The following is a 22,772-nucleotide window of genomic DNA, read 5'->3' on the forward strand; positions in this document are numbered from 1 at the left end:
CCGAAACCAGCGCCACTGACACGCATCAGCGGCTGCCGTTGTCTTCCTGCAATTCCTTCTTGAACGGGATATCCGGCGGCGGCCGTGCCTCGGCCGGCTGCTCCTGCATGTTCGGATCGGTCAGGCCGCAGCCGCCGCCGAACTGCAGCAGCGACACCACGCAGGAAATCCTGCTGCTGGAGCCGGGAATCGGAATCTCGATGCTCTTGATGCCCTTGCGCACCCACTCGGCCAGCAGCGACTCGCTGGGCACCCAGTACTTGTCGAGCGAGGTCGGTGTGTAGTCGTACGGCGGGCGCTTGAGCCAGGTGCCGGACTTGGCAATGCGCTCACGGCTCCAGCTGTCCGACTCGCCTCCCGGCGCACCGCGCGGGGAATCCTGGGCCTGCCCTTCGCTGCCAGCCAGTCGCACCGAGCCATCGGCGTTGAACAGCCCCTCGCCCTGGTCCGCCCGCCCGCCAGCATCGCCCGCCATCGGCCGCTGTGAGGCGCCCCAGTCGTCGTCGCGGGTGGGCGTGGCCCAGCCGCCACTGCGATCCTGCGGCTTCGGCCCGGCCCCGGCACTGCTGCCGGATCGCGGCACGGATGTCGCCGCCATACCCGTCGAGGCAGCTCCTTCACGCTGAGCGGTCACGTCCGCCCGCGCACTGCCAGTGGCTGTGGCCATCGTCCCCGCGGCGGGCGCGGGCGAGGCTACTGGCGCATCCGGCACTCCGGGCAGCTGTCGTTCGCGCACCGCCACCTGCGGCGCACTCACCTGCGCATTGATCTCGGGTGACCTTACCGCCGCCATCGGCACATTGCGCTGCGTCGCGGTCTCGATCTGCCGTTCGGCCACCCCCAATTCGGGCGCCTGCACCTGCACCTGCACTTCGACCGCGCGCGCGCGCGGCTGGGTCAGAACCACCGGCTGGGAGGGCGCCACCTCGATCTGGCGTTCGCGGACCTGGACCTGTGGCAGCCGCAGCTGCGGCTGCAGCTCGACCGGGGCGCGTATCGACTGCATCCGCTGTGGACGCTCCATCGCGGTTTCGACCGTGCGTTCCCGTACCGCCGGCACCCGCGGGCTCACGATGGGCGCGTTCACGGCCGGTGGCGGCACCACGAACCGGCGGGTGGGCCGGGTCGTTTCAGTGACCTGCAAGGGTTGTTCGGCCGTCGGTTCGGGAACCGGTACCGGCTTGGACGCATCAATCGACATGCTCTCGAATGCGTCCATCTCCGCGGTCGAGTCCGGAGCAGCGACCGCCTCCTGCGCCGCGGCCGAAGCCGAAGACGACGCCGCGGCCGCTGGCTGCGCAGACGCCGGGATCACCGTGTCAGCCCCGGCATTGGCCACCTGCCCGGCTGCCACCGCGGCCTGCGGCGTACCGCCCCCCTCATCCTCGGGCGTACCGCGGCCGACGTATTCGACCTGTACACGCGCGCCCTCGTCGGCACTGTCCTCGGGGGCATTGCTACGCACCAGCGCGACCCACAGCAGCAGCATCGCAAACAGCAGATGCAGGCCGGCGCTGAAGAAACCGGCGAACCAGCGCAGCCCGCGTTGATCAGGCGGCGGCGGATCACCGCCATGCCAGAACATCAGCAGCATCGTGCGCCACAGCGGCACCACCGGCGCGGCGCCAGGGGACGGCCGCGCCGGTCTGGTCGCCGCCATGGCCAGCATCTCGCTATGGGTGAAGGCGGAGATCGCCCGGGATACGCGGGTCTGCAGCCAGTTGCTCCAGCTGTAGGGCATGCGCGTGCGGCGGTCGTGCAGAATGCTCACCTGCCGGCGCGCGGCCAGCAGATTTACCAGATCACTGACCGGTGTCCCCGGCATGCGGCGGGTGTCGCCTCAGCCCGCGGTTTCGCGCGGGATATAGGGCGCCTGACCGGTGTCGTGGTCGGTGGCGTCGCGTACCGCGGTGATACCGGGCACCCGGCCCATCAGGGTCTTCTCGATCCCCTGCTTCAAGGTCACATCGGCCATGCCACAGCCATGGCAGCCACCCCCGAAGCGCAGCAGCACCACCCCGTCGGCGGAGACTTCCTGCACCGCGACACGGCCACCATGCGAGGCCAGCTGCGGGTTGATCTCGTTTTCAACCACCCAGCGCACGCGCTCGACCATCGAGGCAGCCTCGCCGGGCGCTTCACCCTTGATCTTGGGCGCTTTGATGGTCAGCTGCTGGGTGCCGGCGGCCTGGGTGACGTAATCGATTTCGGCACCGTCCAGCCAGCCCACGCTGGTGGCATCCACATACAGCGTGAAGCCGTCGCAATCGATCGCCCACTCGTCGCCGAGCAGATCGGCTGGTTCGGCGAACTCCAGGCGCGCATCGGCGCGCGGCGTTCCGGGGTCGACGGCACTCAGGCGCACGCCCATGCCGGGCACGGCCTCGCGTTCGATGAGCTTGCGGAAATGGGTCTGAGCGGTATCTGAGATCTGGATCATGCGGGTATTCTAGCCGCGTCTTGGTTGACGCTGATGGGACACTGCTTCCCCGCGCACCATTGTCCAGTCCCCTGCCCGATGGAGGTTCCCGTGGCCCCTGACCTGATACCCCTGGCGCAAGCCAGCTGCATTCCACGCAAAGGCAGCGAGCATCGCCTCGGCCAAGCCCGTCTGGCCGAACTGCTGCCGCAGGTTCCCGGCTGGGAACTGGCCGAGAACGGCCAGGCACTGCTGCGCACCTTCCGTTTCGACAACTATTACCACACCATGGCTTTTGTGAACGCCTTGGCGTGGATTGCACACACCGAGGATCACCATCCGGATCTGGGCGTGCATTACGACCGCGCGGTCGTGCGCTTTTCCACCCACGACGTCGGCGGCCTGAGCGAGAACGACTTCATCTGTGCCGCCAAGGCCTCTGCGCTAACGGAGCAATGACATGAAACTGCGCCTGCTGTTGGGCTCCCTGACCACCGTTGCCGTGCTCGGCGCCTGCAATTCGCCACAGCCACCGGCCAGTGCCGCGGTCGCCCCCACCGAGGTTGCCGCCTTGCAGACCCCGCCGCCGGACTATCCGGCCGAGCTGGCCTGCACCGGCGTAGGCGGAAAGAGCGTGCTGAACGTACTGGTCGGTGCACAGGGCACGCCGACCGACGTGACACTGGTCACCAGCAGCGGCAACAGCCAGCTGGACGACTCGGCCATCACCCGCGTGCGTGAATGGAAGTTCAAGCCGGCCACCCGCAACGGCCAGCCGGTCCCCACCACGATCCAGGTGCCGGTCAGCTTCAACCCGCCGCAACCCAAGCCGGACGAGTGCTTCGCGATCGAGGAGCGGATGCGCCGCGGCGGCTGAGCCTCTTCTCCCCCCGGCGCGCATCCGATGCACGAGATTCCCAGCGGCAATCTCTGGATCGCGTTCTCGTTGACGCTGGCTGCCGGCCTGGCCACCGCCATCGGCAGCCTGATGGTGCTGTTCTCGCGGCGCCCGAACCCGCGCCTGCTGGCGTTCGGACTGGCCTTTGCCGGCGGCGCGATGGTCTATGTGTCGCTGTCGGAAATCCTGAACAAATCCATCGCCTCATTCACTTTAGCCCATGGCGACAGACTCGGATTCACCTGGGGCACCCTCTCGTTTCTGGCCGGGGTGCTGCTGATCGCCGCCGTCGACCATCTCATACCCAACCCGCACGAGACCCTGGATACGCGGGACCCCGCCCTGCGCGCCGACAACCGCAACCACATCCGCCGCGTCGGCCTGCTGAGTGCGCTGGCGATCACCGCGCACAACTTCCCCGAAGGCCTGGCCACCTTCTTCGCCACCCTGGAAAGCCCCTCGGTCGGCGCACCGCTGGCCTTCGCCATCGCCATCCACAACATTGCCGAAGGCATCGCCATCGCCGTGCCGGTGTACTTCGCCACCGGCAGGAAATCCTGGGCCTTTGCCGCCAGCCTGCTGTCGGGACTGGCCGAACCGGTGGGCGCGGGGATCGGCTATTTCGCCCTGGCCGACATGCTCTCGCACGACACCTTCGGCGTCGTGTTCGGGCTGATCGCCGGGATCATGGTGTTCCTGGCGCTGGACGAACTGCTGCCGGCCGCCAAGCGCTACGCCCAGGGCCATGAGACCGTCTACGGCCTGGTGACCGGCATGGCCACCCTCGCCATCAGTCTGGTGCTGTTCAAATGGTAGGCGCTAGCGGCGCCCACCACCCCAGGCTCAGGCCAGCCGATTCAACGCCTCAGCCAGCTCCGGCGCCAATGGCGCATTGAGCAGATACGGGGTCTTGCCGCCATCCAGCGCGAACTCCAGCGAGGCGGCATGCAGGAACAGGCGTTTGAGCCCGATCTGCTCACGAAAGCGCTTGTTGACGGCAGGATCGCCGTATTTGTCGTCACCTGCGACGGGATGGCCGATATGCTGGGCATGCACGCGGATCTGATGGGTACGGCCGGTCTCGATCCGCACTTCACAATAGGAGTGCCCGCCGCGCCGCTCCAATACCCGGAAATGGCTCAGCGAGGGCTTGCCGATCGGATTGACCTGGACGTGACGTTCACCGCCCTGGCGCAGGCCGACATGCAATGGCGCATCCACGCTCATCACCCCGTCGGGCATGCGCCCGGCCAGCAGAGTCAGGTAACGCTTCTGGATGCCGCCATGGTCTTCCCGCAGCAGCGCCTGCAACTCGACCAGCGCCGAGCGCTTCTTGGCCATGATCAGCAGGCCGGAGGTGTCGCGGTCCAGGCGGTGCACCAGTTCCAGATTCAGGTTCGGCCGCAATACCCGCATCGTCTCGATCGCACCATGGCTGATTCCGCTCCCGCCATGGCTGGCGACTCCGGTCGGCTTGTTGATCACCAGCAACTTGGCGTCTTCAAAGACGATGGCCGCTTCCATCACCTGCAGGAAACTGGCGGGCGGGGGCGTCTTTTCTCCGGCCTCGGCGAGACTGACCGGGGGCACCCGGACCTCGTCCCCCGCCTCCAGTTTGCGCTCGGCCTTGGCCCGGCCACCATTGACCCGCACCTGGCCGCTGCGGACCAGTTTGTAGACCAGGCTGCGCGGAGCACCCTTGAGCTGGCCCAGCAGGAAGTTGTCCAGCCGCTGTCCGGCCCTGTCTTCAGGAACCTTGATCATGCGCACACTGGTTTTGCCCGCAGGCGAGGTGGGGCGGTGTTCGGAGTCAGTCATGAGCCTATTATTCTGTTACACTCGGGGGGCGATATAAGGGATTGATTTCGTTGGAAGTTGGTCAGGGCCAGAAGCCCCGCTTCCCACGAATCCGGCACAGTGCGCGGCCACCGCCCCCGGGGCGGCCATGTTAGCGGCTCGTCGGCGTCTCCGGCCATCGCCAGATGCCCAAAGCATCTGTGCTGGACGAAACATATGTCCCGTGCGACGCCCCCGGCCACGGCCGGATGCAGTCGCCGGCCCTGAAAAACCTAAAAACAAGAAACAGAAGCGCTCCCGCGGCCTGCCGTGGTGTTGCAGCGCTGGAAACCCAAGCCGCCCTACCCGCGCCTGCGCGAATGGGCGGTGACCCGTGTCCAGAGGCGAAACGCCATGGCGTTCCGCGCGGTAGCAGCGCGCGAGGAACGCACAATGAAGCGAATGCTGATCAATGCCACGCAGGCCGAAGAACTGCGCGTGGCCATCGTCGACGGGCAGAACCTGTACGACATCGATATCGAACAGCCATCCAAGGAACAGAAGAAGTCCAACATCTACAAGGGCCGCATCACCCGTCTTGAGCCATCGCTCGAGGCCGCCTTTGTCGAGTACGGCGGTGACCGCCATGGCTTCCTGCCGCTGAAGGAAATCTCCCGCGATTACTTCCAGGCCGGCGTTGACCACAACAAGGCCACCATCAAGGAGCTCCTGCGCGAAGGCCAGGAAATCGTCGTCCAGGTCGACAAGGAAGAGCGTGGCAACAAGGGCGCCGCCCTGACCACCTTCATCTCCCTGGCCGGCCGCTACATGGTGCTGATGCCCAATTCCCCCTCTGCCGGCGGCGTGTCGCGTCGCATCGAGGGTGAAGACCGCGCCGCCCTGAAGGAAGCGCTGGACAAGCTGAACATCCCCGACGACATGGGCGTGATCATCCGCACCGCCGGCGTCGGCCGCGATGCCGAAGAACTGCAGTGGGATCTGGACTATCTGTTGCAGGTCTGGCGCTCCATCGCCGAAGCCGCACTGACCAAGCCGGCCCCGTTCCTGATCTACCAGGAGTCGCGCCTGATCGTGCGCGCCCTGCGTGACTACCTGCGCAGCGACGTCGGCGAGATCCTGGTCGACACCGAAGAGCTGTACGAGACCGCGCGCGACTTCATGCAGCAGGTGATGCCGCAGACCCTGCGCAAGCTCAAGCATTACAAGGATGACATCCCGCTGTTCAACCGCTTCCAGATCGAATCGCAGATCGAGGCGATCTACGAGCGCAACGTGCGCCTGCCGTCCGGCGGCTCGATCGTGGTTGACCAGACCGAGGCGCTGACCGCCATCGACGTCAACTCGGCCCGCTCCACCAAGGGCAGCGACATCGAAGACACCGCCTTCCAGACCAATCTGGAAGCGGCCGAAGAAGTCGCCCGCCAGCTGCGCCTGCGCGACCTGGGCGGCCTGGTGGTCATCGATTTCATCGACATGTCCTCCAGCAAGCACCAGCGCGAAGTCGAAAACCGCCTGCAGAACGCACTGAAATACGACCGCGCCCGCGTCCAGCTGGGCCGCATCTCGCGCTTTGGCCTGATGGAAATGAGCCGCCAGCGCCTGCGTCCGAGCCTGGGCGAGTCCAGCCAGATCGTCTGCCCGCGTTGTGACGGCCAGGGCCGCATGCGCAGCATCGAGTCGCTGTCGCTGTCCATCATCCGCGTGGCCGAAGAGCATGCGATGAAGGAAAACACCGGACAGGTGCTGGTCCAGGCCCCGGTCGAGATCGCCAACTACCTGCTCAATGAAAAGCGCAGCGCGCTGCGCGAGATCGAGCAGCGCCACGATGCCCCGATCGTCATCGTCGCCGACGAGCAGCTGCACACCCCGCACTACGAAGTCACCCGCTTGCGCGACAACGAGCTGGGCGAGGAAAGCGCACGGCCGAGCTATCAGCGCGGCACCCCGCGCAAGCTGCCGGTACATGCCCTGACCAAGGCCCAGCTGAACATCCCGCCGGCACCGGCGGTAACCCAGGTCAAGCACAGCCAGCCGGCTCCGGTCCGTGAAGTGGTCGAGGCAATCCCGGCTCCCGCTCCCGTCGCAGCGCCCGCAGCACCGGTTGCCGGCGGCGTGATGGGCTGGCTCAAGCGCGTGTTCGGTGGCGAGCCGAGCGCTGCCGCGCAGCCGGCCCAGCCACAGCGGCCGGAAGGCGGCCGCGGCAACCGCAATGACCGCAACCAGCGCCGCGAAGGCAATCGTGGCAACGGGGGCGGCAATGGCCAGCCGCAACAGGCCCGCAATGGCAACCGCCGCGATGAACGCAAGGATGATCGGCGCCAGAACGCGACCAGTCCGGCGTCGCAGACGCAGGACAACCTGCAGCCATCGCCATCCAAGCAGCCGCGCAACGAGCAGCCGCAGCAGCCCAAGCAGCCGCGCAACAACGAGCAGCAACCCAAGCAGCCGAAGCAGCCCAAGCCGCAGAAGCAGCCCAGGCCGCAGCAGGAGAGCGACAAGACCACAGCCGCCGCATCCGAGAAGCAGCCCCGTCAGCCGAACGCGGAAGCCGCACGGGCGGGCGCCATCCCGGCCGAGGTCAAGCCCATGCCCGCCCCGCCGGTAGCAGCCGGTGAAGTCGCGGACGCCATGGAAACCGTGGTGCAGGACAAGGCGCCCGTCACGCAGGCACTCAACGCGGCGGTCACCGCCGAAGAGCAGATCGCCATCGCGGCAACGGAAATCGAGAACGGGGGCGAACCCTCCGCCAACAGCGACGAAGGCAATGGTGAAGGCGGCAGCCGTCGCCGCCGCGGTCGCCGCGGTGGCCGCCGCCGCCGTCGCGGAGGGGCTGACGCCGCGGGCAACACCGATATCACCGGTACGGACGACGACAACGCGGATGCACTGGATGACAGCGAACTCGATGCCGTCCATACCGCAGCCCAGCCGAGCAGCCAGCAGCCGGAGTTCGACTTTGACGATGAGCCGGCCGCTGCTGCACCGCAGGCACCCGTGGTGAAGGCCGAAAAGCCGGCCGCACCGGCGCCGGTTGCAACCACCGCTGTTGCTGCCGCGGCCGCCCCGGTGGAGATCACCCCGCAGGCCACGGCTACCGCCGAGGTGGAAGCCGCAGCGCCGCAGCCAACCGTGGCGGAGCCGGAAACCGCCATCGTTGCCGCACCCGCCGTCAGCGCACCGGCCGACGCAGCGCCTCCGGCTGCTCCGGCGGCGTCCGCCCCTCCGGCGGAGGTGGTCACAGAAGTGGTCGTCGAGGCCCCGGCAGTCACATCCGCACCGGCTGCAGTGCAACCGGAGAATGGGCAACTGTTCACCGCGCAGGAACCGGCTCCTGCGACTGAAGCCCCGGTCGAGCAGGCCGTCATCAGGACCGCGCAGGAAGTTGCTCCGGCACCCTCGCCGGCCGCAGCTGAACCGGCGGTCGTGACGGCGACGGAAGAAGCCAACACGGAGAAGGAAGAGGACCAGGCACCGCGCAACGCCTGATCCACGCGCCTGATATGGAAAACAGAAAAGCGGCCCATGAGGCCGCTTTTCTGTTTTCAAGGCTGCGCGCCCTTCCCCGGCGCGCGTCAGGCGGGCGCCTGCGGCAGACGGGTCAACACACGTTCCTTGCAGGATCCACGATGCCGTACTGGGCCGCCAGACGTGCCAAGGCGATGTTGTCTTGCACCTTGATCTTTTCGAACATCCGCGTCTTGTGCGTGTTCACCGTCTTCGCACTCAAGCTCAACCGGCGCGCGATCTCCTCCTGGCGGTAGCCCTGGATCAGCAACAGGGCAACTTCCATCTCCCGTCGCGACAGCTCATCGAACGGCGAGCCCGGTCCGATTTTCGCCAGCGCCAGATTCTGCGCGATGCTGTTGGCCAGGTAGCGACGGCCCAGCGCAACATCGCGGATCGCCTTGACCAGCTCCTGCGCATCACCGCCCTTGCCAACATAGCCCGATGCACCGGCCTCCATCAGCCGCTGTGGCATCGGCCCGTCTTCCAGCACCGATACGATGATGACCCGCGTGCCATGCTTGCCCTTGATGATGCGCTCGGTGATTTCCAATCCACTCAACCCCGGCAGGTGTAGATCACACAACACCACATCGGGCTTGAGCTGCCGGATCTGCGGCAAGGCCAGCTCACCACTCTCGGCCTCACCCACCACCTCAATATCGGCCTGCCCGCCCAGAATCATCTTGATGCCGGTGCGTACCAGGGCATGGTCGTCAATCAAAAAAACTCGGACAGTCATTGCAGGATTCCCCGAAGACGAACCAACAGATTGAGCCCAGCCACGCCTTGCAGTGCGTGCAGCGGTTGATGGCATTCCCCTCATCAACCCCGGTGGTGGGCCCTGCGCATTATCGACCAGAATCGGCGACGCCGGAGTTTTTCAGGTACCGACGGGTGCCTGTTCGCCGGAGCCAACCCCACAACAGCTGCAGCAGCCGCGCCACTCTGAGCTGTCAGCTGGCCACCAGCCATAAGGGCATTGCCCGCTGTCCACTAGGAATTTCCTGATACGACAATCGTCAGGCAGGCAAAGTGTGACGGCGTCGAAACATCAGCAGATACACGCCCAGCACCCATACCAGGGCCGCACACCAGCCGCCCAGAATGTCGGACGGAAAATGCACGCCCAGATAGATGCGTGACAGACCAACCAGCACGACGAACAGCAGCGCCCAAACCACTACCGGCCAGCGCCAGCGCGTGGGCCATGCCAGCAGCACCACCGTCAACGCCAGCGTCATCGACCCCATTGCATGGCCACTGGGAAAGCTGAAGGTACTTTCCGGCGCAATGGACTCCCACAGAGTCGGACGCTCCCGCTGGAAAATCTGCTTGCTGCCCACATTCAACAGCGCGGATCCCACGAATGCCGTTGCCGCGAATGCCGCTTTCCGCCAGCGCCGCGCCAGCATCAGCGTCCCGACAATCAGCACGTCAAGCGGAATGACACCCCATTGGTAACCCAGCTTGGACATCACCACGAAAAAGTCGTTCAACGCCGGAGAGGCCAGCGCCTTCATCCGCAGCAGCACGGCATGGTCGACATGGAGGGCCTCGGCCTCGTGGATCTCGTCGGCCAGGGCGACAAAACCGGCCAGCGGCAGCAGTACACCGGCAAACAGCAGTACCAGCCGCCACGCATTGTGCCCAAACCAGCGCCGCAGGCCGGCCGCCTCGCTCCGGGAATCAGCCGGAGCTTCGTGCATATCGGGTTTCAACGTAGTCGTCGATCAGTGCAACAAAGTCCTGGGCGATGTTCTCGCCTCGCAGCGTCACCTTCTTCTCGCCGTCGACAAACACCGGCGCGGCCGGAGTCTCGCCGGTACCTGGCAGTGAAATACCGATGTTGGCGTGCCGGGATTCGCCCGGACCGTTGACGATGCAACCCATCACCGCCAGCGTCATGTTCTCCGCACCCGGATGACTGACGCGCCATACCGGCATCTTCTCGCGCACGTGGTTCTGCACCACCTTGGCCAGCTCCTGGAAGAACTCGGAGGTGGTACGGCCACAGCCCGGACAGGCCGTGACCATTGGCGTGAACGCGCGCTGCCCGGTGGTCTGCAGCAGCTCCTGCGCAACGATGACTTCCTGCGTGCGCGACTGGCCCGGTTCGGGGGTGAGCGAGATACGGATGGTGTCGCCGATCCCTTCCTGCAGCAGAACCGCCAACGCCGCCGACGAGGCGACGATACCCTTGCTGCCGATGCCGGCTTCGGTGAGCCCCAGATGCAGGGCGAAATCGGAGCGGTTGGCCAAGTCACGGTAGACCGCGATCAGTTCCTGCACGCCGCTGACCTTGGCCGACAACACGATGCGGTCACGTGGCAGACCCAGCTCGACGGCGGTTTCGGCCGAATCGATTGCCGAGCGGATCAGCGCCTCGCGCAGCACGCGGCCGGCATCCCACGGTTGCGCACGCTGGCTGTTCTCGTCCATCAGCCTGGCCGCCAGCGACTGGTCCAGCGAGCCCCAGTTGGCGCCGATGCGTACCGGCTTGTCGTACTTGATGGCGAATTCGATCAGCTGCGCGAACTGGGTGTCCTTCTTCTTGCCGAAGCCGACGTTCCCCGGATTGATGCGGTACTTGGCCAACGCCTCGGCGCAGGCCGGTTCGTTGCCCAGCAGCTGATGGCCGTTGTAGTGGAAGTCACCGATCAGCGGCACATCGATGCCCATCATCGCCAGTTTATCGACGATGCGCGGAATGGCGGCCGCGGATTCGGGATTGTTGACAGTCAGGCGCACCATTTCCGAACCGGCCCGCCACAACTCGGCGACCTGCTTCACGCTGGCGGCCACATCGGCGGTGTCGGTGTTGGTCATCGACTGCACAACCACGGGGTGGCCGCCCCCTACTTTCACCCCGCCGATATTCACTGACTGGGTTATGCGGCGGGGCCACGCGGTAGCGTCGGTGGGCGGAGTCGGTCGGGTCACGGCGTCATGCATGCGGCCATTTTAGCGCGCCTGGCCATCGTCGGGCATGAACCTTGCGGTGGGCTTTATCCGCCTCGACAGCATACGATTGACCAATGAACACCCGCGACACTTCTTTCCTGCGCACCCTGTGCAGTCTGCGCTGGCTGGCCACTGCCGGCCAGGCCGCCACCATCCTCGTCGCCACCTGGCTGCTGGGGCTGGAGCTGCCACAACTGCCGCTGTGGGCCGGTGTCTTCGTGCTGGCCCTGTTCAACCTGTACGTGCAACTGCGCGTACATGACAGCGATGTGGCACCGGCCACGGCGTTTGGCCACATTCTGGTCGATGTCACGGTACTGACGTGGATGGTGGGCTGGAGCGGCGGCATCAGCAATCCGTTCGGCTCCCTGTTCCTGATCCTGATCGCACTGGCGGCGCTGGCCCTGCCGCTGCGCTGGACCCACGCGGTAGCCGCCGCCTGCGTGGGTGGTTATGCGCTCAGTGCGGCATTCGGCCTGCCGCTGCAAGGCGGCCATTTCGATTCGATGAGCCTGCATCTTTGGGGCGCGGCAGCCAACTTCCTGCTCTCCAGCGTCGTGGTGCTGGTGTTCTCCACCCGTCTGGCCGCGGCGTTGCGCGAACGCGAGAACCAGCTGGCGCTGCTGCGCGAGCGCTTCGTACGCAACGAAGGCATCGTCGCCCTGGCCACCCACGCCGCCTCGGTGGCGCACGAACTCAACACCCCGCTGGCGACCATGACACTGCTGACCGACGATATCGCCGAGCAATGCGCCGACGATCCGGAGATGCGCGAGGACCTGGAAACCCTGCGCGAGCTGCTGGTGCAATGCCGGGAGCGCGTCCTGGCGCTGGCGGCTCCCGCCGAAGGCGTACGTCGCCGCCGCAGCGTGGCATCCATCGGCAGCGTGCTTGAACAATGGCGCCTGGTACGCCCGACCATCCAGCTGCGACGCAATCCCGATGCGCCCTTGCAGCTGAAGCTGGACCCCGGCGTGGGCCACCTGCTGCAGGTACTGTTGAACAATGCCGCTGATGCCGGCGAAGGCGCAGGACGCCCGCAAGTCGACCTGGATCTGCAGGTAAGGGACGGCCAGCTCTACGGCGAAGTGCGCGACTATGGCCCCGGCTTCAATGCCGACGCCGCCGCGCTGCCCGGCACCCTGTTCAACAGCGGCAAAACCGACGGCATGGGGGTCGGCCTGGCGCTGTCCCATGCCACCATTGAACGCCTGCATGGCGAGTTGTGGCTGCGTCCTGCCGAGGGCCAAGGAGCGCGCGTCGGCTTCCGCCTGCCGCTGGACAATGCCGAGGTAAATACATGAACACCCCTGTGACCCACGGCCTGCTGGTCGACGATGATCCGCTCTATCTGCGCACTTTGCAGCGCACCCTGGCCCGGCGCGACATCGAAACAATCACCGCCACCGATATCGACAGCGCACTGCAACTGGCCACCCAGGCGCCCCCCGCGTTTGCGCTGATCGACCTCAAGCTTGGCACCGAATCCGGACTCAACCTGATCCAGCCCTTGCACGAGCTGCGCCAGGACATGCGCATTCTGCTGGTGACCGGCTATGCCTCGATCGCGACCGCGGTCGAAGCGATCAAGCTGGGTGCCGATGACTATCTGCCCAAGCCGGCCACGGTGCAGATGATCCTGCGCGCGCTCGGCGAGGACGACGAGGCGGGCGACGAGCCCGAAGAAGTCGAGCCACCCGATGCGATGACGCCGATCAGCCGCCTGCAGTGGGAGCACATCCAGCAGGCGCTGCATGAGACCGGTGGCAATGTCTCGGCCGCTGCACGCCTGCTGGGCATGCACCGGCGCTCGCTGCAGCGCAAGCTGACCAAGCGCCCCAGCCCTGAGCGCGATCCCAACCGCTGAACGGGAAACGCCGCGCATCGCTGCACGGCGTTTCTGATCACACGCTGCTGCAGCGTGCGGCTCAGCGCAGACGGGCCAGCACTTCGCGGGTCATCGGATCGGCAATATCCACCACCTCACCCTGCAATGCCGGCAACAGCTGGCTGGCCAGCTGCTTGCCCAGCTCCACACCGAACTGGTCAAAAGCATTGATGTCCCAGATCAGCGACTGCACATATACCGCGTGCTCGTACATCGCGATCAGTGCGCCGAGTGCCTGCGGGGTCAGCGCATCGAGCAGAATCAGGGTGCTCGGACGGCCGCCCGGGTACTGGCGGTGCGGGTCTTCGCTGTCCTGGCCGTTGGCCAGCGCCTCGGTCTGCGCCAGCAGATTGGCCAGCAGCGCCTGGTGGTTGATCGCGTAGGGATTATCGCTGCGCACACAGCCGATGAAATCGGCCGGCACGATGCTGGTGCCCTGATGCAGCGCCTGGAAGAAGCTGTGCTGCACGTCGGTGCCGGCACCGCCCCACCATACGGGCACCGTGTCGCCATCGACCGGACTGCCGTCGAGCTTGACCCGCTTGCCGAGGCTTTCCATCACCAGCTGCTGCAGATAGGACGGCAGCAGCGCCAGCCGCTGGTCGTAGGTCATCACCGCATGCGTGGCGTAGCCGAGCACGTTGCGGTTCCAGATATCGGTCAGTGCGTGCAGCACCGGCAGATTGCACTCCAGTGGCGCGCTGGCCGCATGCACATCCATTTCCGCAGCACCGGCCAGCAACTGGCCGAAGCGTTCGAAACCGATCGCCAGTGCGATCGGAACACCGACCGCCGACCACAGCGAGTAACGTCCGCCCACCCAGTCCCACATCGGCAACACACGCTCGGCGGCGATGTCGAAGGCCTTGGCGGCGCGCTCGGGATTGGCACTGACCGCGTACAGGCGCTCGCTGCCGCCCAGCCAGTCATGCAGGATCTTGCCGTTGAGCAGGGTTTCCTGGGTACCGAAGGTCTTGGAAATCAGGATGCCGGCCGTGGTCGCAGGATCCAGTGTGGCCAACGTGCGCTGCATGGCGGCGCCGTCCACATTGGAAACGAAATGCACGCGGAAACGCGCACCCGCCGCCGGACGCAGGGCATCGGCCACCAGTCGCGGGCCCAGATCGGACCCACCGATGCCGACACTGACGATGTCGGTGACGTTGCTGGCTTCCAGCTGCCGGATCAACGCCCCCATCCGCTGCTGCACGGCGGCCGCCTCGGCATGCGCGGCAACCGCGGCCGGCGCGGTGCTGGCATCGCCGCGCAGCGCGCTGTGCAGCACCGCGCGGTCTTCGGTGATGTTGATCCGCTCACCGCCAAACAGCCGCTGGAAACCGCCGGCGACATCGCGCGCGGCGGCCAGCTCCAGCAGCGCCCGCAGCGCGGCCTGATCGTACTTCTGCCGCGCGAAATTCACGTACAACGGACCGACCTTGAGCGCCAGGTTTTTCACCCGATCCGGCTCGGCAGCCAGCAGTGAAGGGATACCCGTGCCCTGCAAACGCTGGGCATGGGCGTGCAATACGTCGAATCCGTTGTTCTTGGTCATGCGGCCTGTGTGGGGATGCTGTCGTTGGTGTGGGAAATACGGTTGTCGCCGTCAACGTAGACCAGCTTGGGCTTGAAGCTGTCGGCTTCTGCTTCGCTCAGGCTGGCGAAGGCGGCGATGATGATGATGTCGCCCACCTGCACGTGGCGCGCGGCGCCGCCGTTGAGCGAGATCACGCCGCTGCCAGCTTCGGCACGCAGCGCATAGGTGGAAAAACGCGCACCGTTGGTGACATCCCAGATGTGCACCTGTTCAAACTCGCGGATACCGCTGGCCTGCAGCAGGTTGTCATCAATGGCGATGGAGCCCTCGTAGTTCAGCTCCGAATGGGTGACGGTGGCACGGTGGATCTTGGTTTTGAGCAGGGAGAGATGCATGGCAATGCCGAAACTGCGTATGAAAACGCGCAGTCTAGCACCGGCACAAGGCCCTGCCCGCACTGCAGCATGACCTTTCCCGCGCGCCGGCCCCGGATATGCCGATGGCGCCACCAGGGCGCCATCGGCAGTCATTTCATGAACCGGACGCGGACAGATAAAGTCCCATCGCCCCGCATTCAGAACTCTATGTTGTCGATCAGCCGGGTGGTGCCGAGCTTGGCCGCCACCAGCGCCACGCGCCGGCCTTCGTTGCTGTCACCCGGCTCGGACAGGTCCGGCATCCGCACCACTGCATAATCAACCCGATAGCCTGCGGCTTGCAGCTGCGCGGCCGCGTCCGCCTCCACCGTGGCGCGGTCGGCACCTGCCAGATAGGCATCGCGCATCGCCAGCAACACCGTGCGGATCACGGTCGCCTGCGGGCGCACATCGGCGGTGAGGTACTGATTGCGCGAGCTCATCGCCAAGCCATCGGCCTCGCGCACGATCTGCCCGCCGAGGATCTCGATCGGGAAGGCCAGATCGACCACCATCTGCCGGATCACCGCCAGCTGCTGGTAATCCTTGCGGCCAAATGCCGCCACATCCGGCTGCACCTGGTTGAACAGTCGCGTGACTACCGTGCAGACGCCATCGAAGTGACCGGGACGATGGGCCCCTTCCAGCAACGAGCTGACACCCGGCACATGCACACTGGCAGCCAGCTCAACGCCAAACGGGTACATCGATTCGACCGTCGGCAGCCACAACACGTCACAACCGGCCTGCTCCAGGCCACTGGTGTCGGCTTCCGGGGTGCGCGGATAGCGGGTGAAGTCCTCGTTCGGGCCGAACTGGGTCGGATTGACGAACACACTGGAAACCACGCGATCGGCATGCTGGCGCGCCAGCTCCACCAGCGAATAGTGGCCGGCGTGCAGGTTGCCCATGGTGGGCACCAGCGCGACGCGCAGACCCTGGCGCTTCCAGCCGGTGACAATGGCACGCAGCCGGGATAGTTCGGTAACGGTTTCAATCATGATGCGTAGGCGTGTTCTGCGTCAGGGAAGGTACCGGCGCGGACCGCGTCGGCATAGGCAAGGACGGCACCGGCCACCGACCCGCCCTCGGCAAGGAAATCCTTGACGAACTTGGGGCGTCGATGACCGCTGTCCAGGCCGAGGAAATCATGCAGCACCAGCACCTGCCCGTCGCACTCGGGGCCGGCACCGATACCGATGGTGGGAATGGCGGTCTCGGCGGTGACACGCCCGGCCAGCGGCGTTGGTACACATTCGAGCACCAGCAAGCTGGCGCCCGCCTCGGCCACGGCCTTGGCATCGTCCAGCAGCTGCTGGGCGGCATCGCCCCGGCCCTGCACACGGTAGCCCCCCAGGCGCAGCACCGATTGCGGGGTCAGCCCCAGGTGCGAACACACCGGAATCTCACGCTCGACCAGGTGGCGGATGATGTCCAGCTTGAAGCCGGCACCTTCGATCTTGACCATCTCGGCGCCGGCCTTGAGCAGCTGCAGCGATGCCTCCAGCGCCCGCTCCGGCGTGGCATCGGCGCCGAAGGGCAGATCAGACACCAGCAGCGCACGTTGCAGCACGCTGGCGACCGCGCGGGTGTGATAGACCACGTCTTCCACACTGACCGGCAAGGTGGAGTCATGCCCCTGCACCACCATGCCGAGCGAATCACCCACCAGGATCAGGTCAACGCCGTTGGCGTCAAACGAACGGGCAAAGCCGGCGTCGTAGGCGGTCAACATCACCAGCTTCTGGCCATTTCGCTTGGCCTCGGCCAGCGCGGGAACGGTCCAGGGCTTGCTGTCTGCGTGAATGCTCATGAATTGATAACGGTTGGCGATAAGCCACGCATTATCCCCCTATCGGATCGATACCGCAGGTTTTCACGCCAGCCAGCACGTCACGCACCGTTCCATGCCCGGGGATCCAGGCCTCTGGCGCGACATCGGCCAAGGGCAGCAACGCGAACGCGCGCTCGTGCAGGTGGGGATGGGGCACCTGCAGACGCGGCAGCTGCACGACGCTGTCGGCATAGAGCAGCAGGTCCAGATCCAGTGTCCGCGGCCCCCAGCGTTCATCCGGCAGTCTTATACGACCGAACTGCTGCTCGATGGCCAACAGGTGATCCAGCAGCTGCAGCGGAGCCAGTGTTGTTTCCAGCGCTGCCGCCGCATTGATGAAAGGCGGCTGCGCCTCATTGCCCCACGCCGGCGTGCGATACAGGCGGGAGCTGCCCAGCAGCCGCGCCTGCGGCAAGCGTGCCAGCGCCTGCAGCGCGGCGCGCACCGTGGCGCAGGCATCGCCAAGATTCGCCCCCAGCCCAACGCAGGCCAGCACCATCGCGGCTACTCGCCCGAGGCGGCCGGAGCCCCGGACCGGCGACGGCGACGGCGGCGACGCGGTGCATCCCCCTCTGCCAGCACCTCGCTATTCATTTCATCAAGCGAAGACTCGAGCTGCCGCCCGGACTGCTGTTGCGCTTCGCGCCAGAACGCGATGTCTTCAGCATGCTCGGTCGAGGCGACGCCACGCAACATCAGGAAATCAAATGCCGCACGGAAGCGCGGATGGGTCAGCGTACGGAACACCCGCTTGCGCTGACGCGAGCTGAAGCGCGATTGCAGCAGCCAGATTTCCTGCATCGGCAGCGAGAACCGGCGCGGCAACGCGATGGTGGTGAGCTGGTGCAGCGTCACCCGGTCTGCCGCGCGGCGCTGCGCCTCCTCCATCGCCACACCCTGCTTCTGCAGCGCCATCAAGGAACGGCAGAACGCGGGCCACAGCAGCAACGCGAACAGGAATGCCGGCGACACAGGCTCGTCATTGGCCACCCGCTCGTCGGTATTGCGCAGCCCTTCGATCAGGATGCTGCGCAAGGCGCCGGTGCGGTTGCTCTTGAGCGCTGCGGCGCTTTCCGGGAACAGCACCGCCAGCAGGCCGTAGCGCTCCAGCCCCTCGAAACCGGCAACGCCATGCCCGGAAAGGAACAGTTTGAGCACTTCCTCGAACAGCCGCGCCGGTGCCGCCTCACCCAGCAGGTTGGCCAGACGCGGAATCGGCTCGGCCGTGGCCTCGTCGATCGTAAAATCCAGCTTGGCCGCCAGCCGTACCGCGCGCAGCATGCGCACCGGATCCTCGCGATAGCGCTGCTCCGGATCGCCGATCAGCTTCATCGTGCGCGCCTGCACATCCTCGAACCCGCCGGTGTAATCGCGCACCGAGAAATCCTCGATCGCGTAATACAGCGCATTGCAGGTGAAATCGCGGCGCAACGCATCGTCTTCGATCGTGCCGTAGACGTTGTCGCGCACCAGCATGCCGTTCTCGACCTCGCGATCACCACTGCCATCGTCGGTGTTGGCGCGAAACGTGGCCACCTCGATGATTTCGCGCCCGAACACCACATGGGCCAAGCGGAAACGGCGGCCGATCAGGCGGCAATTGCGGAAGAGCTGCTTGATCTGCTCGGGCGTGGCGTCGGTGGCCACGTCGAAATCCTTGGGACGACCGTCCACCAGAAGATCTCGGACCGCACCACCGACCAGATAGGCGGCGAAACCGGCCTCGCGCAGACGGTAGAGCACACGCAATGCATTGGGACTGATGTCCTTGCGCGAGATGGTGTGCTGGTCGCGGGGAATGGTGCGCAGCGTGAACGGCTTTGTAACTGTGGAATTGATGTTGGCGCTTCCAGTTGGGTTTGCGGGATTGCCGAGCGGCAACCAGATGCATATACTAGCGCGCTCGCCGGACGCGACCAATACGCTCCCTTCGTCTAGTGGTTAGGACGTGGCCCTCTCAAGGCTAAAACAGGGGTTCGAGTCCCCTAGGGAGCGCCACGCGCCCGGCAGATCCACGCAAAACCCCGCTTATGCGGGGTTTTGCGTTTACAGGCCCGACGATCACATCGCCGGTGATGGAGTGCCGCACCGGCATGGGCGATGCGGAGCGGAGAAGCACGCGCCCTCAGCGCACATCCGCGCGCCTCACCGTCCGACCGGCCATACGACACCCTCGCCTCTTCATCCCTTGGCGGACAGCCCCATCACACCGGGGCGCCGGCTGCCGGCGCGCGCCCGGCGGCGAATCGCAGACCACCACGTCGGCGGCCACGCGCATAAAAGAAAGCGCTCAAACGCTCCGAGAGTCCCCGCCCCAAATGAGAACAAGTGCGCCCCAGCACAGCATCGTGCACTAGAATATGGCGGCTAATCGCCGGACCCTGCCATGCCCTTCGTCGTTACTGAAAACTGCATCAAGTGCAAACACACAGACTGCGTTGAAGTCTGCCCCGTGGACTGTTTCCACGAGGGCCCGAACTTCCTGGTCATCGACCCGGATGAGTGCATCGACTGCACGCTGTGCGAACCCGAATGCCCGGTCAACGCCATTTTCCCGGAAGACGACGTGCCAGCCGGTCAGGAAGGCTTTGTCGCCCTGAACGCCGAACTGGCCAAGGCGTGGCCGGTGCTGACCGTGCGCAAGGATCCGCCGGCTGATGCCGCCGAATGGGATGGCAAGCCCGACAAACTCAAGCTGCTGGAACGCTGAGCATCGCCAGCGGCAGCACAATGAAAACGGGCGCCGATGGCGCCCGTTTTGCTTTCAACTTGGCAATACGGGTTCAACCGCCCAGCTGCGCCTTCAAGGTGGCGATCAACTTCAGCGCGGCCGCATCGGTGGCCGGCAAGCCACGCGGATCCACCGCCGAAACGTAGACGCCCGCATCGACGGCCACCACGCGCACCAGGAAGTTGCTGCCTTCGTAGGCCACGTCGTAGGAACCCAGCAGCTGCGCACGGCTGGCGATAGTCACGCCCTCGATCGCCGCAAGGGCATCGCCCACCTTGCCGAAAACGTCGTCGCGACCACCACTGACAGTGAAACCGCTCTGCGAGGCGGCCACCGTTGCCGCCGAAGCCGCGGCCGGCTTGGCTGCCGACGCCAATGCCGGAACTGGCGCCGCACCGGCGGTGTTGGGCAGGGTCAGATCGGGCGGCACTTCCAGCGGACGGGCTTCCGGCGCCAGGGCGTAGTCACCTCGCGCCCCGCGCTTGAAGCAGCCGGTGGCGGCAACGGTGGTGACAACGGCAAGCAGCGCCAAAGAAAGCACGCGGAAGGTGGAGGTTTGACGCATGGTGTATCTCCTGGTTCAGGCCACTGCAGTTCAGTGGCTGGATAGTTCTTCCAACGCACCGATATCGGCGGCCAGATGATCGGCGGCAGCGTGGTACGCGGCGGAAAGCGGCAACAGTGGCAGACGCAGGCCGTGGCCGATACCGGCGCGCTGCAACAGCGCCTTCACCGGAATCGGATTGGATTCGACACCACAGAAGTCATGGTACGGCTGCAAGCGGGCATCCCACGCCTCGGCGGCAGCGGCATCGCCGGCACGGGCCAGATCACACAGGACCCGGTATGCGCCCGGCAACGCATTTGAGCCGACCGAAATCAGACCATCGGCGCCGGCGAGCATGGAACGCGCTGCGGTGGCGTCATCGCCACTGAGCAGGGTGAAGCTGTCGCTGCGAAGCTCCAGCAACGCCTTCAGGCGCGACACGTCACTGACGGCCTCCTTGATCGCGACGACATTGGGGTGCGCCGCCAGCTCCGCCACGGTTTCGGGCAATAGATCGCAGCCCGTGCGGCCGGGCACGTTGTACAGTACGACCGGCAATCCGCCCTGCTCAGCCACGGCCAGATAGTGCTGGCGCAGCCCTTCCTGGGTGGGGCGCACATAAGGCGGCGTCACCACCAGTGCGTGGGTAGCGCCGGCACGCGCGGCACGCCGGGTGATATCGATGGTCTTCGCGGTACCAGAAACCCCGGTCCCGGCCAGCACCGGCATCCTCCCACCGACAGCGGCCACGGCCGAGCGCAGCAGGGTTTCATACTCTTCGTCGGAGAGCGTGGATGCCTCACCGGTGGAGCCGGCCACCACCACACCGTGAACACCTGCCTGCAGCTGCATCGCCAGCAGGCGCTGCCAGCCTTCCGGGTCGAGTGCGCCGTCAGCCCGGAACGGGGTGGCAAGCGCGGTGATAAGTCCTGAAATTGACAAGGGAACCGGTGCTCTTTGTGGGGGTAAAGAGGCCTGCCGGCGGGCAGGTTCGTGACCGAAAGCATGTTACTTGCCGGTCGAAAGGGGGGGCAAGTATGCTGGAGGCCAGTAAACGGACCGCCGCCGGCACCGTTCAGCCTCTCACGCATTACCGGAACCACCTTGACCGACACCACTCCGCGGCCGTTGCCGACCGAAAACCACCTCCTGATCAACGCCTATACGACGCATCCGGAGTCTCCCCTGCTGTCCGTTACCCGGCGCATCGCCGACAGTGGCTGCAACCTGGTCGATGCCCGCCTGTCCACGGTCGGGCGTGATGTCTCGGTGACCACGCTGGCGACCGGCTCCTGGGACGCGGTCGCCAAACTCGAAGCCATGCTGACCCGGCTTGAGCGCGAAGAAAGCATGAAGCTGGTCTGGTACCGCACCGAGGCCAAGCAGGTCCAGTCCAATCTGCTGCCGTATATCGTCGAGGTCATCGCCGCCGACAAGCCGGGCATCCTGTTCCAGCTGGCCGATTTCTTCGACCGCCAGGGCATCACCATCGAGAACCTGCAGAGCACACGCTACCAGGCCATGCAGACCGGTGCGGAGATGTTCTCCGCGCAGATCACCATCGGCGTGCCGGCGAACATGCATATCGCCGCGCTGCGCGATGACTTCCTTGAGTTCTGCGACCACCTCAACCTGGACGCGATCATGGATCCGATGAAGTTCTGACCCATTCGCGCGCCCGTCACAGGTGCGCGGCGTTTCATGCAATTGCAATCGAATCACCCCAGGCTCCGGAAAGGATCTGATGAACATCGGCGATACCCTGGACAGCATCACCCTCGATCTTCCGCTGGCACTGTCCGGCGGCACGACCACCACTCTGCGCGAGCAGTGCGGCCACTGGCTGGTGCTGTACTTCTACCCGAAGGACAGTACCCCGGGCTGCACTACCGAAGGCCTTGATTTCAACGCCCTGCTGCCCCAGTTCAAGCAGGCCGGCGCCCGTGTATTCGGCGTCTCGCGCGACTCGGTGAAGTCACACGACAACTTCTGCGCCAAGCAGGGATTCGATTTCCCGCTGATCAGCGACAGCGATGAAGCGCTGTGCAGCGCCTTCGACGTGATCAGGATGAAGAACATGTACGGCAAGCAGGTGCGCGGGATCGAACGCAGCACCTTCCTGATCTCGCCCGACAGCACGCTGGTGCAGGAATGGCGCAAGGTCAAGGTCGCCGGCCATGCCGATGCCGTACTTGAAGCCCTGAAGGCCGCCCCGAGCAAGTGAGCCACCTGCCGTCCCC

General features: G+C 65.7%; 23 protein-coding genes and 1 tRNA gene. 10 read left to right on the forward strand and 14 right to left on the reverse strand.

What is annotated here, in order from left to right:
- Positions 1 to 25: 25 nt before the first annotated feature.
- Together ARC78_RS02450 and ARC78_RS02455 are read right to left on the reverse strand one after the other, a co-directional pair.
- On the reverse strand, positions 26 to 1,825 hold the full coding sequence (locus ARC78_RS02450) for a hypothetical protein (protein WP_057505653.1): 1,800 nt from the start codon (positions 1,823 to 1,825) through the stop codon (positions 26 to 28).
- A 15-nt stretch (positions 1,826 to 1,840) separates the two neighbouring features.
- Positions 1,841 to 2,440, reverse strand: a complete 600-nt coding sequence (locus ARC78_RS02455; protein ID WP_054659193.1) for an NfuA family Fe-S biogenesis protein — start codon at positions 2,438 to 2,440, stop codon at positions 1,841 to 1,843.
- Positions 2,441 to 2,518: 78 nt separating this feature from the next.
- Between ARC78_RS02455 and ARC78_RS02460 the strand changes: the two genes are divergently transcribed.
- The 3 genes from ARC78_RS02460 to zupT are packed head-to-tail and all read left to right on the forward strand — an operon-like array spanning position 2,519 to position 4,133.
- Positions 2,519 to 2,878, forward strand: coding sequence for a 4a-hydroxytetrahydrobiopterin dehydratase (locus tag ARC78_RS02460; RefSeq protein ID WP_057505654.1), 360 nt, complete (start codon positions 2,519 to 2,521; stop codon positions 2,876 to 2,878).
- A 1-nt stretch (position 2,879) separates the two neighbouring features.
- Positions 2,880 to 3,296: an energy transducer TonB gene (locus ARC78_RS02465; RefSeq protein WP_054659189.1), complete on the forward strand. Its 417-nt coding sequence runs from the start codon at positions 2,880 to 2,882 to the stop codon at positions 3,294 to 3,296.
- Between the two features lie 27 nt (positions 3,297 to 3,323).
- On the forward strand, positions 3,324 to 4,133 hold the full coding sequence (zupT, locus tag ARC78_RS02470; RefSeq protein ID WP_054659187.1) for a zinc transporter ZupT: 810 nt from the start codon (positions 3,324 to 3,326) through the stop codon (positions 4,131 to 4,133).
- 27 nt (positions 4,134 to 4,160) lie between these two features.
- Here the strand turns inward: zupT and ARC78_RS02475 are convergent, their stop codons facing one another.
- Positions 4,161 to 5,135: an RluA family pseudouridine synthase gene (locus ARC78_RS02475; RefSeq protein WP_054659185.1), complete on the reverse strand. Its 975-nt coding sequence runs from the start codon at positions 5,133 to 5,135 to the stop codon at positions 4,161 to 4,163.
- A 411-nt stretch (positions 5,136 to 5,546) separates the two neighbouring features.
- Between ARC78_RS02475 and ARC78_RS02480 the strand changes: the two genes are divergently transcribed.
- The gene (locus ARC78_RS02480; RefSeq protein WP_096144885.1) at positions 5,547 to 8,600 is read left to right on the forward strand and encodes an Rne/Rng family ribonuclease; all 3,054 of its coding nucleotides are present in this window, start codon (positions 5,547 to 5,549) and stop codon (positions 8,598 to 8,600) included.
- 112 nt (positions 8,601 to 8,712) lie between these two features.
- On the opposite strand, the gene ARC78_RS02485 is transcribed toward ARC78_RS02480, so the two are convergent.
- The 3 genes from ARC78_RS02485 to ispG form a co-directional block, all read right to left on the reverse strand.
- Positions 8,713 to 9,360, reverse strand: coding sequence for a response regulator (locus ARC78_RS02485; RefSeq protein ID WP_057505655.1), 648 nt, complete (start codon positions 9,358 to 9,360; stop codon positions 8,713 to 8,715).
- A gap of 280 nt (positions 9,361 to 9,640) precedes the next feature.
- Entirely contained in the window at positions 9,641 to 10,327 is a 687-nt protein-coding gene (locus ARC78_RS02490) for a phosphatase PAP2 family protein (RefSeq protein ID WP_057505656.1), read from the reverse strand.
- Positions 10,308 to 11,573, reverse strand: a complete 1,266-nt coding sequence (gene ispG / locus ARC78_RS02495; RefSeq protein WP_054659267.1) for a flavodoxin-dependent (E)-4-hydroxy-3-methylbut-2-enyl-diphosphate synthase — start codon at positions 11,571 to 11,573, stop codon at positions 10,308 to 10,310. Before ispG ends, ARC78_RS02490 begins: the two co-directional genes overlap by 20 nt.
- Before the next feature lie 83 nt (positions 11,574 to 11,656).
- Here ispG and ARC78_RS02500 point away from each other — a divergent pair, with 83 nt between their 5' ends.
- Together ARC78_RS02500 and ARC78_RS02505 are read left to right on the forward strand one after the other, a co-directional pair.
- Positions 11,657 to 12,886, forward strand: coding sequence for an ATP-binding protein (locus ARC78_RS02500; RefSeq protein ID WP_057505657.1), 1,230 nt, complete (start codon positions 11,657 to 11,659; stop codon positions 12,884 to 12,886).
- Positions 12,883 to 13,449, forward strand: a complete 567-nt coding sequence (locus tag ARC78_RS02505) for a response regulator transcription factor (protein WP_057505658.1) — start codon at positions 12,883 to 12,885, stop codon at positions 13,447 to 13,449. The genes ARC78_RS02500 and ARC78_RS02505 overlap by 4 nt, the downstream gene beginning before the upstream one ends.
- Positions 13,450 to 13,510: 61 nt before the next feature.
- Here ARC78_RS02505 and pgi read toward each other — a convergent pair whose 3' ends face one another.
- The 6 genes from pgi to pcnB form a co-directional block, all read right to left on the reverse strand.
- Entirely contained in the window at positions 13,511 to 15,022 is a 1,512-nt protein-coding gene (pgi, locus tag ARC78_RS02510) for a glucose-6-phosphate isomerase (protein WP_057505659.1), read from the reverse strand.
- On the reverse strand, positions 15,019 to 15,399 hold the full coding sequence (panD, locus tag ARC78_RS02515) for an aspartate 1-decarboxylase (protein ID WP_057505660.1): 381 nt from the start codon (positions 15,397 to 15,399) through the stop codon (positions 15,019 to 15,021). The genes pgi and panD overlap by 4 nt, the downstream gene beginning before the upstream one ends.
- A 179-nt stretch (positions 15,400 to 15,578) precedes the next feature.
- Entirely contained in the window at positions 15,579 to 16,421 is an 843-nt protein-coding gene (gene panC, locus ARC78_RS02520) for a pantoate--beta-alanine ligase (RefSeq protein ID WP_054660263.1), read from the reverse strand.
- The gene (gene panB, locus ARC78_RS02525; protein ID WP_054660265.1) at positions 16,418 to 17,233 is read right to left on the reverse strand and encodes a 3-methyl-2-oxobutanoate hydroxymethyltransferase; all 816 of its coding nucleotides are present in this window, start codon (positions 17,231 to 17,233) and stop codon (positions 16,418 to 16,420) included. The genes panC and panB overlap by 4 nt, the downstream gene beginning before the upstream one ends.
- Before the next feature lie 31 nt (positions 17,234 to 17,264).
- A complete protein-coding gene (folK, locus tag ARC78_RS02530; protein ID WP_057505661.1) occupies positions 17,265 to 17,753 on the reverse strand; it encodes a 2-amino-4-hydroxy-6-hydroxymethyldihydropteridine diphosphokinase in 489 nt (162 codons plus the stop codon).
- Positions 17,754 to 17,758: 5 nt separating this feature from the next.
- Positions 17,759 to 19,135, reverse strand: a complete 1,377-nt coding sequence (pcnB, locus tag ARC78_RS02535) for a polynucleotide adenylyltransferase PcnB (protein WP_054656827.1) — start codon at positions 19,133 to 19,135, stop codon at positions 17,759 to 17,761.
- Between the two features lie 42 nt (positions 19,136 to 19,177).
- On the opposite strand from pcnB, the gene ARC78_RS02540 reads away from it, so the two are divergent.
- Together ARC78_RS02540 and fdxA are read left to right on the forward strand one after the other, a co-directional pair.
- A tRNA-Glu gene (locus tag ARC78_RS02540) sits at positions 19,178 to 19,252 on the forward strand.
- 388 nt (positions 19,253 to 19,640) lie between these two features.
- Positions 19,641 to 19,964 carry a ferredoxin FdxA gene (fdxA, locus tag ARC78_RS02545; protein WP_054656826.1) on the forward strand — a complete coding sequence of 108 codons (324 nt, stop codon included), beginning with the start codon at positions 19,641 to 19,643 and terminating at the stop codon, positions 19,962 to 19,964.
- Positions 19,965 to 20,037: 73 nt separating this feature from the next.
- Here the strand turns inward: fdxA and ARC78_RS02550 are convergent, their stop codons facing one another.
- Positions 20,038 to 20,550, reverse strand: a complete 513-nt coding sequence (locus ARC78_RS02550; RefSeq protein WP_054656825.1) for a hypothetical protein — start codon at positions 20,548 to 20,550, stop codon at positions 20,038 to 20,040.
- Positions 20,551 to 20,580: 30 nt separating this feature from the next.
- On the reverse strand, positions 20,581 to 21,474 hold the full coding sequence (dapA, locus tag ARC78_RS02555; protein WP_057505662.1) for a 4-hydroxy-tetrahydrodipicolinate synthase: 894 nt from the start codon (positions 21,472 to 21,474) through the stop codon (positions 20,581 to 20,583).
- A 162-nt stretch (positions 21,475 to 21,636) separates the two neighbouring features.
- Here dapA and ARC78_RS02560 point away from each other — a divergent pair, with 162 nt between their 5' ends.
- Both ARC78_RS02560 and ARC78_RS02565 read left to right on the forward strand, forming a co-directional pair.
- A complete protein-coding gene (locus ARC78_RS02560) occupies positions 21,637 to 22,197 on the forward strand; it encodes a glycine cleavage system transcriptional repressor (protein WP_054656824.1) in 561 nt (186 codons plus the stop codon).
- A 79-nt stretch (positions 22,198 to 22,276) separates the two neighbouring features.
- On the forward strand, positions 22,277 to 22,756 hold the full coding sequence (locus ARC78_RS02565; RefSeq protein WP_054656823.1) for a peroxiredoxin: 480 nt from the start codon (positions 22,277 to 22,279) through the stop codon (positions 22,754 to 22,756).
- The last annotated feature ends 16 nt before the right edge of the window (positions 22,757 to 22,772 follow it).

Origin of the sequence: Stenotrophomonas pictorum JCM 9942, from assembly GCF_001431585.1 — a bacterium.
In the GTDB taxonomy this organism is placed as follows: domain Bacteria; phylum Pseudomonadota; class Gammaproteobacteria; order Xanthomonadales; family Xanthomonadaceae; genus Stenotrophomonas; species Stenotrophomonas pictorum.

What these genes read in the sequence shown, in the direction of transcription:
- ARC78_RS02450 (WP_057505653.1), bottom strand. Translation starts at nt 1,825, where the DNA reads ATGCCGGGGACACCGGTCAGTGATCTGGTAAATCTGCTGGCCGCGCGC.
- ARC78_RS02455 (WP_054659193.1), bottom strand. Translation starts at nt 2,440, where the DNA reads ATGATCCAGATCTCAGATACCGCTCAGACCCATTTCCGCAAGCTCATC.
- ARC78_RS02460 (WP_057505654.1), top strand. Translation starts at nt 2,519, where the DNA reads ATGGAGGTTCCCGTGGCCCCTGACCTGATACCCCTGGCGCAAGCCAGC.
- ARC78_RS02465 (WP_054659189.1), top strand. Translation starts at nt 2,880, where the DNA reads ATGAAACTGCGCCTGCTGTTGGGCTCCCTGACCACCGTTGCCGTGCTC.
- zupT (WP_054659187.1), top strand. Translation starts at nt 3,324, where the DNA reads ATGCACGAGATTCCCAGCGGCAATCTCTGGATCGCGTTCTCGTTGACG.
- ARC78_RS02475 (WP_054659185.1), bottom strand. Translation starts at nt 5,135, where the DNA reads ATGACTGACTCCGAACACCGCCCCACCTCGCCTGCGGGCAAAACCAGT.
- ARC78_RS02480 (WP_096144885.1), top strand. Translation starts at nt 5,547, where the DNA reads ATGAAGCGAATGCTGATCAATGCCACGCAGGCCGAAGAACTGCGCGTG.
- ARC78_RS02485 (WP_057505655.1), bottom strand. Translation starts at nt 9,360, where the DNA reads ATGACTGTCCGAGTTTTTTTGATTGACGACCATGCCCTGGTACGCACC.
- ARC78_RS02490 (WP_057505656.1), bottom strand. Translation starts at nt 10,327, where the DNA reads ATGCACGAAGCTCCGGCTGATTCCCGGAGCGAGGCGGCCGGCCTGCGG.
- ispG (WP_054659267.1), bottom strand. Translation starts at nt 11,573, where the DNA reads ATGCATGACGCCGTGACCCGACCGACTCCGCCCACCGACGCTACCGCG.
- ARC78_RS02500 (WP_057505657.1), top strand. Translation starts at nt 11,657, where the DNA reads ATGAACACCCGCGACACTTCTTTCCTGCGCACCCTGTGCAGTCTGCGC.
- ARC78_RS02505 (WP_057505658.1), top strand. Translation starts at nt 12,883, where the DNA reads ATGAACACCCCTGTGACCCACGGCCTGCTGGTCGACGATGATCCGCTC.
- pgi (WP_057505659.1), bottom strand. Translation starts at nt 15,022, where the DNA reads ATGACCAAGAACAACGGATTCGACGTATTGCACGCCCATGCCCAGCGT.
- panD (WP_057505660.1), bottom strand. Translation starts at nt 15,399, where the DNA reads ATGCATCTCTCCCTGCTCAAAACCAAGATCCACCGTGCCACCGTCACC.
- panC (WP_054660263.1), bottom strand. Translation starts at nt 16,421, where the DNA reads ATGATTGAAACCGTTACCGAACTATCCCGGCTGCGTGCCATTGTCACC.
- panB (WP_054660265.1), bottom strand. Translation starts at nt 17,233, where the DNA reads ATGAGCATTCACGCAGACAGCAAGCCCTGGACCGTTCCCGCGCTGGCC.
- folK (WP_057505661.1), bottom strand. Translation starts at nt 17,753, where the DNA reads ATGGTGCTGGCCTGCGTTGGGCTGGGGGCGAATCTTGGCGATGCCTGC.
- fdxA (WP_054656826.1), top strand. Translation starts at nt 19,641, where the DNA reads ATGCCCTTCGTCGTTACTGAAAACTGCATCAAGTGCAAACACACAGAC.
- ARC78_RS02550 (WP_054656825.1), bottom strand. Translation starts at nt 20,550, where the DNA reads ATGCGTCAAACCTCCACCTTCCGCGTGCTTTCTTTGGCGCTGCTTGCC.
- ARC78_RS02565 (WP_054656823.1), top strand. Translation starts at nt 22,277, where the DNA reads ATGAACATCGGCGATACCCTGGACAGCATCACCCTCGATCTTCCGCTG.